Raw genomic sequence first — 11,443 nt, forward strand, 5'->3', positions numbered from 1 at the left:
AGGAACCCCCATGAAGATTGCCCTGCTCGGCACCGGCCTGATGGGCCTGCCCATGGCGCGCCGCCTGTGCCGTGCCGGCCACGAGGTCGCGGCCTGGAACCGCACCCGCGCCAAATGCGAGCCGCTGTCGGCCGATGGCGCCGCCATCTGCGACAGCGCGGCGCAGGCCGTCGCCCACGCTGACATCGTGATCAGCATGCTGGAGAACGGCGCGGTCGTGCACGACGTGCTGTTCAACCAGGGCGCCGCCCGCGCGATGCGCCGCGGCACGCTCTTCATCGACATGGCCTCGATCCAGCCGCGCGAGGCGCGCGACCACGCCGCGCGGCTGGGCGAGCTGGGCGTTGCCTGCCTGGACGCACCGGTATCCGGCGGCACCGTGGGCGCGGAAAACGGCTCGCTGGCCATCATGGTCGGCGGCGCGACAGCTGATTTCGAGCGCGCGGCGGCGGTGTTCCAGGTGTTCGGCCGCGCGACCCACGTCGGCCCGCATGGCGCCGGGCAACTGGCCAAGCTGGCCAACCAGATGATCGTGGGCATCACCATCGGCGCCGTGGCCGAGGCCCTGCTGCTGTGCGCCAAGGGCGGCGCCGACATGGCCAAGGTGCGCGAGGCCATCAGCGGCGGCTTTGCCGACAGCCGCATCCTGCAACTGCACGGCCAGCGCATGGTCGAGCGCGACTTCGCACCGCGCGGGCGCATGACGGTGCAGCTCAAGGACATGCGCAACGCGCTGGCCACGGCCGAGGAGATCGGTTTCGATGCACCGGTGACGAAGCTGTTCGAGCGCCTCTACGCCGACGGCGTGGAGCACGGCCTGGCCGACCTGGACCATTCCGGACTGTTCGTCGAGCTCGCGAGCCGCAACGGCATGCGCTAGTTGCGCTAGAATTACGGCCTGTTGTGGGGGGGTAGCTCAGCTGGGAGAGCGTCGCGTTCGCAATGCGAAGGTCGGGAGTTCGATCCTCCTCCTCTCCACCACGACACGTTTTCGCAGCGCCGCCATCGGCGACGTTGCAGAGTGGGTTCTTAGCTCAGTTGGTAGAGCAGCGGACTCTTAATCCGTAGGTCGAAGGTTCGAATCCTTCAGGACCCACCACTCTTTAGTCAGGACGGGCCTTTCGGGGCTCCGCGTGCAGTCCGTCGGTCACGACGGTTCTCAACTCACTCGGAGCTCAAGAATGGCTACGGAAAATCCGTCCGTCGGTGACGGGTCGGTGCCTGGCGGCACCACCAATACTGACACTCGCGCGGCGCTGCCGCGCTTGGCCTCACCTGCACTTTTTACTGCCGAGCTGCCGCTGCGCGATGGCAGCCTCACGGTGCGCGCGCTCATCGACCTCTACATGCGCCAGTACGCCGGCCGCGACACCTCGCGCCTATACCGGCTGCGCTGGTGGGCTGCCAAGCTTGACGACATCAGCCTGGCCGACCTGAGCGACGACCATGTGCACAGCGCGCTGGAGACGCTGGCGCGCCAACCGAGCCGGTACTTCGCCGGCCAGGACGCCGATGGCCGGGCGATCCACCGGGCCAAGCGCAAGTTGCTTTCGCCCGCCTCGATTAATCGCTATGCGGCCTCGCTGGCGGCCGTGATCACCTGGGCGATCAAGCGGCGCATCGCGCCCAAGGGCTATGTGCATCCCTGCAGGAGCATTGAGCGTCGGCCCGAAAACAACGAGCGGGTGCGTTTTCTGTCCGACGAGGAGCGCGCGCGGCTGCTGGCGGCCTGCCGGGCCTCACGCTGGGAGCACCTGCACCTGCTGGTGCTGCTGGCGTTGACCACGGGGGCTCGCAAGGGCGAACTGATGGCCCTGCGCTGGCAGGACATCGATCTGGAGCGGCAGGTCGCCCTGTGCGATCGCTCCAAGAACGGTGACCCCAAGGTGCTTCCGCTGCTGGAGCCCGTGCTGCAGCTGCTGCGCGCGAGCCCCGGCAAACCCGCTCACCTGGTGTTCGGCTCGCCGCGCAATCCACTGGTGCGCTTCAACTTTGAAAAGTGCTGGCGCGAGGCCCTGGCCGCGGCCCGGCTGCGCGACTTCCGATTCCACGACCTGCGCCATAGCTGCGCCTCGATGCTGGCCCAGCACGGCGCCACGCTGCTCGAGATCGCCGACGTCCTCGGGCACCGGCAGCTGCAGATGACCAAGCGCTACAGCCACCTGACCACCGCCCACAAAGCGGCGCTGATCAAGCGGGTCTGGGAAGAACGCTGCCCCTGAAAGGCGCTCAGAGCCCCGCCGTCTACAAGACGGGCGACAACTTCAAGAAGGGCTGATCTCATCGATCTTCTTCATGTGTGAATCAGCCGGTTTTCAGAGGGAAACCGGCTGACGCGCAGCAGCTGCGGACCACTTGCCAGGGCACTTGTCCACGCGAGGTCGCTCGCGCGCGCGCCCGGGCCCTCGCATGATTCGCAGCATCGAAGCCGAGGCCTCGATGCGGGCTCCGCCAGGCCCGTCCTGACACACAGATGGAGAAAGAGATGAACAACAAACTCGACGACCTGCTGCCGTTCGATGCCTATCGCGAGATGCGCCTCGAGGTGTTTCCCTCCCGCACATCGCTCGAGTGGTTCACCCGCAGAAACCGGGACAAGCTGATCGAGAAAGGCGCGCTGTTCCTGATCGCCGGCCGCAAATTGGTGCAGCCTGAGCGCTATGACGAAGTTGTCCGCGCCGAAGGTCAGCGCGCGGCCGAGGCCCGTCACCCGCGCGCCGGCTCCGTTTAAGTCACCTGGAGAACGCGTATGAGCTTCGACCGCTCATTGCTGCCCGACCCGGTGACCTATTTCGCCGACCAGGGGCTGCACCTGTCGCCGCATGGGAAGTGGCGCACGACCGCGTGCCGTATTCATGGCGGCAGTGATTCGATGCGCATTCATGTGGCGTCGGGCGCCTGGATCTGCATGAACTGCGGCGTCAGCGGCCGCGACGTGCTGTCCTATCAGATGCAGCTGCACGGACAGGACTTCATCACCGCAGCGCGTGAGCTTGGCGCCTGGCTGGAAGACGGCAAGAGCGGCGCATGGCCGAAGTCGCCGCCGCCGCTGCCGGCCCGCGCTGCCCTGCAGGTGATCGGCGCGGAGGTCAACCTGGTCGCAGTGGCCGCGCTGAATGTGGCGCATGGCGTCAACCTGCACCAGTCGGACCGCTCGCGCCTGGTCAAAGCCGCGGCACGCATCGCCCGCGTGGTGGAGATCTTCGCGTGAAGCAGGAACTAGATCATCTCTACGCCAGGCTCGATGCAGATATCGAGGATCAGCCGCCTGTCGAAGTCGGAATCGACTGGCCCGAGCCTCGCGAAATCAAGAGCGAACTGCCGGTTGCGCCGCCGTTCCAGGCGACTGAGATGCTGCCCAGGCCGCTGGCCGAATTCGTGCTTGACGAAGCGACTCGGATGCCCTGCGCGCCCGACTACATCGGGGCGGCCCTCGTCGTCGCCCTCGGCGCAGTGATCGGCTCCAAATGTGCCTTGAAGCCCAAGCGCCGCGATGATTGGCTTGTGACGCCGAATCTTTACGGCGGCGTCGTGGGCGAGCCGTCGGCCAAAAAGACGCCCGCGGTGAGTACCGTGATGCGCTTCATCGACCGGCTGGAGAAAAGGGAGGCTCTGGCCCTGGTCGAACGCAAGAAGATCTACGAGGCCGAAAAAGCTGCCTACGAAGCCCACCAGGCGGCCATCAAGACGGAGATGAAGTCCGCCGCCAAGGGCGACAAGCAGGACAAGATGCTGACGGCAATGGCCGACTTTCAGAAGCTGGAGGAACCGCAGGAGCCCACGACGCGCCGATTCAAGACCAATGACGCGACAGCCGAGAAGATCGCCGACCTGCTTGCGCACAATCCGGCCGGGCTGCTGGTCTACCGCGATGAACTTGTCGGGCTCTGGGCCAGCTGGGAGCGCGACGGCCGCGAGGGCGACCGCGCGCTGTATCTAGAGGGCTGGAACGGGACCGGCAGCTTCAATGTTGATCGCATCGCCCGCGGCAGCGTGTTCGTTCCGAACGTGTGTTTGTCCGTGTTCGGCGGTATCCAGCCCGACATCCTGGAGCGGTACCTGCGCAAGGTCACCGGCAGCCTGGACAACGACGGCGCCATGCAGCGGTTTCAGGTCCTCGTTTTCCCGGATGCGCCGCGCTGGGAGTGGCGCGATCAGCCGCCGCATAAGGGTGCGCGCGAGGCTGTTCGCGACGCCTTCGAGCGACTTGCCTCGTTCGACCCGGTGCAGGACGGCGCTCGTCCCGCCGACGATTTCGTCAAGCTGCCGCACTTCAGCTTCGACGACCAGGCGCAGGACGTGTTCATCGCCTGGTGCGGCTGGCTTCACGAGCAGATCGAGAGCGAGCAGCACCCGCTGGTCGCGCAGCACCTGGGCAAGTACGAAAAGCTCTTCTGTGCGGTCGCCCTGGTTCTGCACCTGGCCGAGGGCAACATCGGGCCGATTGGCGCTTCATGCGCACAGCGCGCGGTGCGCTGGTGCGAGTACCTTGCTGGCCATGCGCGCCGGATCTACTCGCTGCTTGAAGCCGGCCGAGTGACCACCGCGCGCTCGATCTCCAGACGCATCCGGCAAGGCAAGCTGTCCGACTGGTTCACCGCGCGCGATGTCTACAAAAAAGGCTGGGGCGATGTGCGCTCCACGGCCGAAGCGGAAGTGGCGCTGGCCGTGCTGGAAGAGTTTGGGTGGGTGCGCTCCTTCGACATCAGTGAACAACCTGGTCGCCCCACAACCCGCTATCTGATCAACCCCAAGGTGAGGCCAACCGGCACCGCCGCTGCAAGCGGCGGAGACTGAAAGATGTGTCGGGTGAGGCCCCAAAACCCCCATAACCGCAGCCGAGTGCCCGCACGTGGCGCGCGTGAGTTTCGGGGGTTTTGGGGGGCCGTCGACCAGCATTTTTAGAAAACTTTCAACCACCAGCGGCCGGTACGCCGAAAAGGAGAGCGCAATGGTGATGCCCAAGAAGGATGTGGACTGGTACGCGGTAGAAGTGGCCTATCGGGCGGGCCGTTCATTTCGCATGCTGGCCAAGGAGTTCGGCATCAGCAGCACGCGGATCAAGCAGGTAGCGGATTTCAACCGATGGGCGCGGGACCTGTCGGTTGTGATCACCGAAAAGACAACGGCCAAACTGAACGCCGCCAACCTGAACATCAAACTGAACGGCAAAAGCGCCTGCGAGCGCGACGTCATAGAGGCGACCGCTCAAGCCCAGACCGACGTGGTTCTCGCCCATCGCAACTCCATCCAGCGCGCAAGAAAACTGACCCTTGCACTTCTCGAGGACCTGGAGCTTGCGACTGTGCAGTGGAGGCGTGACCGATTCTCAGGCGCGGAAGCCATCGCTCCTAGCCGAACTATTCCCGACAAGGAAAAGTCGATGGCGTCGCGCAGCGCCATCCTCAAGATGCTCGCTGACGCTCTCAAGACGCTTATCGGGTTAGAGCGCCAGGCATTCCAAATCCTGGATGGAAGTCCCGGCAAGCCAGAAGAGCCCGCGGCAAAGCAGGACGCGCTGGAAGGTCTGGACACGCTTGAGGCTGCCTGGGCTCGGGTCCTGGGGCGCCCTCCCCAAGCCTCCACTACCACTTCAATAAAGGGGAGCTAAGCGCGCTTGCAACCCGAAGTCGTCGACGATGACGCCGTCTTTGCGTACCTGTGGGCAGGGCAACCCCCGGATTTTGAATCCGTGGGTGTTATGCGTCTGCGTCAGCGCGCAATATTCGGGGGATCGTCCTGCGCTCCGTCCCTTTTGACGCACGTAGCGACGGGCCCTGCCGCCAGCCGCTCAAGCATTGCCGGTTGCCAGCTTCGCGCACGCGGCGCGCATGAACTCGATGAACGCCCGCGTGTGAGGGCTCATGTATCGCCGGTGCTGCACCACGGCGTAGATTGCGCTGGCATTGGCTCGATAGGGCCGCAAAACCTCCACCAGGCGGCCCAAGCGCAGGTCTTCGGCCACGTGGAAAGCGTAGAAGCCGCCGAGGCCGAGTCCCTGGACGCAGTAGGCCCGTAGCGCGTCGCCGTTGTTCGACGCGAATACTTTGCGGACGGGGTACTTGCGCACCGTCCGCCCGGCCAAGAACGGCCATTCCTCGGCGAAAGGCGACCCGTGTCCGACCAGCCCCGCGTGCCGGCGCAGGTCCGCAGGAGTGCCCGGGATGCCATGGCGCTCCAGGTATGCTGGTGACGCACAGACGACGCAAGTGTGGTCGGCCAATTTCACGGCGGGCTGCTTCTTCCGGTGGATCTCGTCCAAACTGATGTGCACGTCGATGCCTTCGCGAATCAGGTCCACCGGGCCGGCACTCACCCGCAGATCGACCAGTAGCCCGGGGTGCAGCTCGCGCAGCAAAACGCTGGAGGTGAAGGAGGGAGATGCCAGGACCCGCAGATCCCCTTCCAGTTGCGCGGGGGCTGGTTCGCTCCCTGCCGGCCTGCCTGTCACGCTGGCGATCTCGACGGCATTCGGCTTTCCGTTCGAGGGCGAGGTTCGCCCTTCCGGGGTCTGCAGCCTCATCGATGCCTTCATGGACGCAGGGGTAATGCGCTTCACCCTCTGCGACACGACCGGCATGGCAAATCCGGTCCAGGTGCGCACCATGGTCGAGGACTTGCAGCGGCGCAGCACCGTGGTGCACTGGTGCCTGCATTTCGCACGTTACGCGCGGGATGGCGCTGGCCAACATGCTCGCCGCGGTGGAATCCGGCATCGATCGATTTGAGGGCTCCGTGGGTGGGCTGGGCGGTTGCCCGTACGCACCGAGCGCCAGCGGCAACGTGGCCACTGAAGATGCGCTGCACATGTTCGAGGCCCTCGGCTACGACACGGGGGTGGACCTGGCACGCGTACTTGCCGTAGCCCGAGGGCTGGCCGACGTCGTCGGGCACGCTGGACATGGCCACGTCTGCAAGGCGGGCCTGACCGCGCCATGGTCACTTTGTTTTACCGCTAGTCAGCATCTGCGCGTGCCGAAGGCTGCTTTTCGACCAAAGCGGCCATCCTCAAGCCGCAACCGACCAACGGGAAAACCGCCGCGGTACGTGGCTTCATCCTCCAGAACTCAGCGCAGCAGGCAGCAGCATCGAATGCCTAAGTCCTCCCCTTACGGATCTGCTCCGGTGCATTGTCGGATTCCGTCTAGGAAAAGCGTGTTGATCTGAATGTCAAAATCACTCGCCATGGCGGGCCCGCGCTGCGAGTTCCAGCAACTGCTCATCATGCCCAGCAGCAGAAGCGAGTAGAACTCAGTTCGCAATGCATATGCCTGCAGTCCAGGCTTGATTTCAGCGAGAAGACCTCCGAGAAAAGTCGTGATCTCGTTCCTAAGAAGTCGGCAGACTTCTCGCGATGCAGCATCAAGTCGCTTGGATTCACGCAAGAGAATTAGATGCTCATCACGGAAAGCCGCTGCGCAGCGAGCATAGGCGTCTACGTAAAGCGTCAATCGCTCCTCGGCAGGCAACGTCATTGTCTTAATGCGCTCGAGTTCCCTTTCCTGGCGGCGCGCGTACGCTAGCACCGCTACCTTGAGGATGTCTTCTTTGCTGCTGAAGTAGTAGAAAAGCCGGGACTTCGATGCTCTGCATGCGCGCGCTACATCCATCATCGTCGTATCAGTGAAGCCCTTGCGCGCGAACAATGCCACGGCCTCCTTCACTATATTTCGCTTCTTTTCCTCATAACCAAACACTCTTCCGCGAACCATGCAAGCGCTCCTGTTACTGGGTCGTCCTGGCCGCCTTCCTCCAAATCTCCTAGTACGCCAACTTCATAACAAACTCGATAGCACTGGAGCAGGCGATCAACGGTGAGGAGGCCCAATTCCCTGTTGATTACCTCGGCTAGATCGGGATGCAGCCGCAATCCGGAGAACGCCGCCAGCGCGCACCGAAGTCAATGCTTAAACGTCAGTGCGATGCCGCCTAGGATCAGCAATCCGCCGAACACTTGGTTGACCACAAGGTTTTCCTGCAGGAAAAGAATTCCGGCCACTGCCGTAATCAACGGGACGCTAAGCTGCACGGTGGACGCCTGGATGGCTCGCAAGCGCGGCGTCACCGAATACCACACCACATAACCCGCTCCCGAGGTTAAAGCGCCTGAGGCGGTAGCTAGTGCAAGACCCAGGGGATCCCATTGCCACTGCCTAACTACCATCGGTAGCAACGTGGCCGACAAGGCTGCGGCGCGAATGAAGTTGCCTCTGGTCAAGGCTTTGGCGTGTGTCGACTGCCGGCCTAGAATGCTGTACACGCCCCAGGCCACGCCGGCTGCCGCCATTAGCACCTGGGCCCAGAGGCCGCCGTAGTTCGCTCCGCCTTGCGCGAACAAAAGCACATAGAAACCAGCGAGTGCGGCCGAAAGGCCCGCCACATGGCTGCCGGTGACGCGGTCGCCCGCTACTAACCCGCAAAGCACCATTGTGAGCTGCACGACTCCAAACAGCAGCAATGCGCCGACTGCGGCTGAGAGCTGCACATACGCGAACGAGAAAGCGGCAGCGTAAGCGAACAGAGCGATCGCACTACGCCAGTTGCCATCCTGGCCTGTAACGCCGCAGGGCCGCACCAGCAACGCCAGCGCCGCTGCGCCGGACACTAGACGGACAACCGCGAACGAAGCAGGATCGATTGCCGTTTCCCGTAAGGCCCAGCGACAAAGCAGGGAATTGCCCGCGAAGGCAAGCATGGCGGCCATCGTGAGAAGGCTCAGGCGTGCGGAGCTCAAACCAATCCACATTCGATGGGCTGCTTATGGATCTCGCCGTGATTGCTCTTCGAGAGCGCTTCGAAGAACCGGACTTCAAACGACATGAATGCGGGGGAGTGGGCGATCTCGCCCGCCCATCACTTGCCGGCGTTCCGAAAAGGGCTATCCGCGCGAACAGCCGCTCAAGTGCCAAACGGAATGGAACAGCCGCATCCGTTCATGATCCGGCGATCTGGGCATTCCGACCTTCCCAGTACGGCTGTCGCAGCTCATTGCGCAGGATTTTTCCCAGCGCATTCCTAGGTAACTCATCTAGGAAGACGACTGCCGTTGCCTTCTTGACCGCGCCCAATTGTTCGCGAGTCAGGGCAATCAACTCTTCCTCAGACGCCGAGCCCTCCGGCTCGAGAACGACGGCTGCCATGGGGGTCTCTCCCCACCGTGGGTGCGGCACGCCGAAAACGCAGACTTCGCGAACCGCCGGATGTCTTTCGATGACTACTTCGAGCTCAGCTGGCCAAATGTTGTAGCCGCCGGAGATGATCAGGTCATTCTTGCGGTTGACCAGAAAAATGTACCCGTCCTCATCGACATATCCGACGTCACCGCTGAGCAAGGCGCCGTCAGGAGTGAGTTTGCGGGCCAGTCCCTCGGGGTCGTTCCAATAACCACTCATCATTCCTTGGGCACGGACGGCGAGCTCGCCGACCTGGCCCGGCGGTAGTGGCTCGCCGTTGCCGTCGACAGCGACGACCTGTGTATTCGGTGTGGACTTACCGACGGAACGTAGTCGTTTCCCGCCTGCAGCATGGTCCTCGGGAGTCAGTACCGAAACGGGCCAGGCCTCGCTCTGGGCGTACGCTTGGAAGAGGGCATGCCCGAAACAGGAGATCGCGGCTTTGAGCGTGGCCTCGCTGATCGGGGCCGCCCCGTAGTGGATGGCGCGCAGGCTGGAAAGGTCGAATTTTTCGATCAGTGGCGAGTTCACGAGATCGGCAATCATTGTCGGCACCATCACGGAGAACGTCGCGTGGTGTTCCTCGATGAGGCGCAGAGTTCGCGCAGCGTCGAACGAATCCGTCAGAACGATTTTGGCTCCTGCTCGAAGCATCGACCAAAACGGGATGATTGATGCGTGGGTTAGCTGGCCCACCACGAGGTACGTGTCCTCCGGGCTGAGGGTCGGAAAAGCCCGTTCGAACTCCAGGCAGGCGCATATCCACCGTTTGACCGTGTGATAGATGCCCTTTGGGCGCCCCGTCGTGCCGCCGGAGAAGCGAACGATGTGGGTATGGTCGACATCGAGTTGGGGCGGGACGCTGAGCGGTTCGGCATCGGCAACGAGTGCTTCGTAGTCGAATTTGGCGGCTTCCTGGTACTGCCCTCGAACCGCGCGCCACACGATGATCCACTTGAGCTCCGGGCAGGCCCGATGGATCCGTTCCAGGACCGCAAGATGACGCTCGTGCACGATGAGTGCGCGGATGCCGACGAAGTTGGCCAGGTAGGCGTTCGTTTCAATGGACTCGTGGGCGTAGAGGCTGACTCGGACGAACCCGGCGAGTGCGAGGCCGACAATCTGTTCAGGGCTCGCGATGGTATTTTCGCCGAGCGTCCCGACAGCGTCGCCGGGCCTCAATCCGAGGCCAGCCAAGGCGCCCGCAAGACGCAGCGACCGGTCGAGTAGCACTGAGTAGGTAAGCGACTCATCGCCGCTGATCACCGCAGTGCGGTGTCCATTCGCACGAGCCGTGGCGTGCATGATCTCCCAGAAGTTGGCCGGCTCGGATCCGACCGCTGGCGTGACCAGCGGCAAGGCACTCTTTTCAACGGTCACGTCGGAACCTCTTCTGGTACTGGGCATTTGCTTGCTGGCACTCGTCGTCGAACGAAGCGAGCATCATCAACGGCAGGTCTGTTCCACCCGTAGGCAGTAGCGCCTGTTCGCTCTGGCGGAGTGCTTTGGCAGTTCCCCAGATAAGGAGCCGAGGGCGCTGCGCCAATTGGGCGACGACCCCCTCGACCAGCTCGGTCAGTTCGACCTCGGTCTCCAGCACGGCGGTGATCATTCCCGCGGATTTGGCTTCGTGCGCTGGAACCTGCCGACACGTATAGACCATGTCGGCTGCGAGAGTAGGCCCAACGGCTCGAACAAGCTGCGGAATGGCGTTCATCGAATACGGATATCCGAGGTCGAGTTCGGGAACCGTGAACCGCGTCGTCGCTGTTGCGTACCGCAGGTCGCACATTAAGGCGAGTGCGAGCCCGCCGCCCGCGCACGGCCCTGCGATCTGCGCAACCTTGGCGACGGGAAGGCTTTCGAGATCGAGCAGAACTTGACGGAGCGCGTCCTTGGAAACGAGTTCTGCTTGGATGCCATCGCCTGAGAGCAGTTCGCCCGAGAGATCCATGCCGGCACAGAACCCCCGGCCCGCCCCGCTGATCACAACCACTCGAATCGTCGGCGTGCGGCGTACGAAATCGATGGTGGCCTGGAGCTCGGCGAACATCTGGACGGTCAGTGCGTTCAATCGCTGTGGACGGTTCAGAAGCACTCGTACGACGGAGTCAGTCGCGGTGACCTGGATGTGCTCCGTCGTGGTGAGCTCGGGCGGTAGAGTCTGTCGTCTTGTCATGGTGGCAGGTGGAGATGAGATTTCCGTCGTCATGCAGTGGTTGCTATCGAGGTTATAGACAGGAAGTTGATGCGAGCGGTCCAGGATGAAG

At 63.3% G+C, this 11,443-nt stretch carries 12 protein-coding genes and 2 tRNA genes; 9 read left to right on the forward strand and 5 right to left on the reverse strand.

Annotation, left to right across the window (positions count from 1 at the left end):
- Positions 1 to 10 precede the first annotated feature (10 nt).
- From PE066_RS04240 to PE066_RS04275, 8 genes are all read left to right on the forward strand, one after another.
- Entirely contained in the window at positions 11 to 880 is an 870-nt protein-coding gene (locus PE066_RS04240) for an NAD(P)-dependent oxidoreductase (RefSeq protein WP_271235319.1), read from the forward strand.
- A 25-nt stretch (positions 881 to 905) separates the two neighbouring features.
- Positions 906 to 981, forward strand: a tRNA-Ala gene (locus tag PE066_RS04245).
- A gap of 42 nt (positions 982 to 1,023) precedes the next feature.
- Positions 1,024 to 1,099 (forward strand) — tRNA-Lys (locus PE066_RS04250).
- A 34-nt stretch (positions 1,100 to 1,133) separates the two neighbouring features.
- Positions 1,134 to 2,222: a tyrosine-type recombinase/integrase gene (locus PE066_RS04255; protein WP_271235320.1), complete on the forward strand. Its 1,089-nt coding sequence runs from the start codon at positions 1,134 to 1,136 to the stop codon at positions 2,220 to 2,222.
- Positions 2,223 to 2,485: 263 nt separating this feature from the next.
- Positions 2,486 to 2,731 carry a hypothetical protein gene (locus tag PE066_RS04260; RefSeq protein WP_271235321.1) on the forward strand — a complete coding sequence of 82 codons (246 nt, stop codon included), beginning with the start codon at positions 2,486 to 2,488 and terminating at the stop codon, positions 2,729 to 2,731.
- 18 nt (positions 2,732 to 2,749) lie between these two features.
- The gene (locus PE066_RS04265; protein ID WP_271235322.1) at positions 2,750 to 3,211 is read left to right on the forward strand and encodes a hypothetical protein; all 462 of its coding nucleotides are present in this window, start codon (positions 2,750 to 2,752) and stop codon (positions 3,209 to 3,211) included.
- Positions 3,208 to 4,797: a YfjI family protein gene (locus PE066_RS04270; protein ID WP_271235323.1), complete on the forward strand. Its 1,590-nt coding sequence runs from the start codon at positions 3,208 to 3,210 to the stop codon at positions 4,795 to 4,797. Before PE066_RS04265 ends, PE066_RS04270 begins: the two co-directional genes overlap by 4 nt.
- A gap of 154 nt (positions 4,798 to 4,951) precedes the next feature.
- A complete protein-coding gene (locus tag PE066_RS04275) occupies positions 4,952 to 5,611 on the forward strand; it encodes a hypothetical protein (RefSeq protein ID WP_271235324.1) in 660 nt (219 codons plus the stop codon).
- 180 nt (positions 5,612 to 5,791) lie between these two features.
- Here PE066_RS04275 and PE066_RS04280 read toward each other — a convergent pair whose 3' ends face one another.
- Positions 5,792 to 6,607 (reverse strand): substrate binding domain-containing protein, encoded by an 816-nt coding sequence (locus PE066_RS04280; protein ID WP_271235325.1) that lies wholly within the window; start codon positions 6,605 to 6,607, stop codon positions 5,792 to 5,794.
- Positions 6,608 to 6,690: 83 nt separating this feature from the next.
- Between PE066_RS04280 and PE066_RS21415 the strand changes: the two genes are divergently transcribed.
- Positions 6,691 to 7,167, forward strand: a complete 477-nt coding sequence (locus tag PE066_RS21415) for a hypothetical protein (RefSeq protein ID WP_369128082.1) — start codon at positions 6,691 to 6,693, stop codon at positions 7,165 to 7,167.
- On the opposite strand, the gene PE066_RS04285 is transcribed toward PE066_RS21415, so the two are convergent.
- The 4 genes from PE066_RS04285 to PE066_RS04300 form a co-directional block, all read right to left on the reverse strand.
- Positions 7,110 to 7,664 carry a TetR/AcrR family transcriptional regulator gene (locus PE066_RS04285; RefSeq protein WP_271235326.1) on the reverse strand — a complete coding sequence of 185 codons (555 nt, stop codon included), beginning with the start codon at positions 7,662 to 7,664 and terminating at the stop codon, positions 7,110 to 7,112. The genes PE066_RS21415 and PE066_RS04285 overlap by 58 nt on opposite strands.
- A gap of 236 nt (positions 7,665 to 7,900) precedes the next feature.
- Positions 7,901 to 8,704: a DMT family transporter gene (locus PE066_RS04290; RefSeq protein ID WP_271235327.1), complete on the reverse strand. Its 804-nt coding sequence runs from the start codon at positions 8,702 to 8,704 to the stop codon at positions 7,901 to 7,903.
- A 229-nt stretch (positions 8,705 to 8,933) separates the two neighbouring features.
- A complete protein-coding gene (locus tag PE066_RS04295; RefSeq protein ID WP_271235328.1) occupies positions 8,934 to 10,553 on the reverse strand; it encodes a class I adenylate-forming enzyme family protein in 1,620 nt (539 codons plus the stop codon).
- Positions 10,543 to 11,385 carry an enoyl-CoA hydratase/isomerase family protein gene (locus PE066_RS04300; RefSeq protein ID WP_271235329.1) on the reverse strand — a complete coding sequence of 281 codons (843 nt, stop codon included), beginning with the start codon at positions 11,383 to 11,385 and terminating at the stop codon, positions 10,543 to 10,545. Before PE066_RS04300 ends, PE066_RS04295 begins: the two co-directional genes overlap by 11 nt.
- Positions 11,386 to 11,443 lie beyond the last annotated feature (58 nt).

It is taken from the genome of Ramlibacter tataouinensis (genome assembly GCF_027941915.1).
GTDB classification, from domain to species: domain Bacteria; phylum Pseudomonadota; class Gammaproteobacteria; order Burkholderiales; family Burkholderiaceae_C; genus Ramlibacter; species Ramlibacter tataouinensis_C.

What these genes read in the sequence shown, in the direction of transcription:
- PE066_RS04300 (WP_271235329.1), bottom strand. Translation starts at nt 11,385, where the DNA reads ATGACGACGGAAATCTCATCTCCACCTGCCACCATGACAAGACGACAG.
- PE066_RS04280 (WP_271235325.1), bottom strand. Translation starts at nt 6,607, where the DNA reads ATGGTGCGCACCTGGACCGGATTTGCCATGCCGGTCGTGTCGCAGAGG.
- PE066_RS04290 (WP_271235327.1), bottom strand. Translation starts at nt 8,704, where the DNA reads ATGGCCGCCATGCTTGCCTTCGCGGGCAATTCCCTGCTTTGTCGCTGG.
- PE066_RS04275 (WP_271235324.1), top strand. Translation starts at nt 4,952, where the DNA reads ATGGTGATGCCCAAGAAGGATGTGGACTGGTACGCGGTAGAAGTGGCC.
- PE066_RS04240 (WP_271235319.1), top strand. Translation starts at nt 11, where the DNA reads ATGAAGATTGCCCTGCTCGGCACCGGCCTGATGGGCCTGCCCATGGCG.
- PE066_RS21415 (WP_369128082.1), top strand. Translation starts at nt 6,691, where the DNA reads ATGCTCGCCGCGGTGGAATCCGGCATCGATCGATTTGAGGGCTCCGTG.
- PE066_RS04265 (WP_271235322.1), top strand. Translation starts at nt 2,750, where the DNA reads ATGAGCTTCGACCGCTCATTGCTGCCCGACCCGGTGACCTATTTCGCC.
- PE066_RS04260 (WP_271235321.1), top strand. Translation starts at nt 2,486, where the DNA reads ATGAACAACAAACTCGACGACCTGCTGCCGTTCGATGCCTATCGCGAG.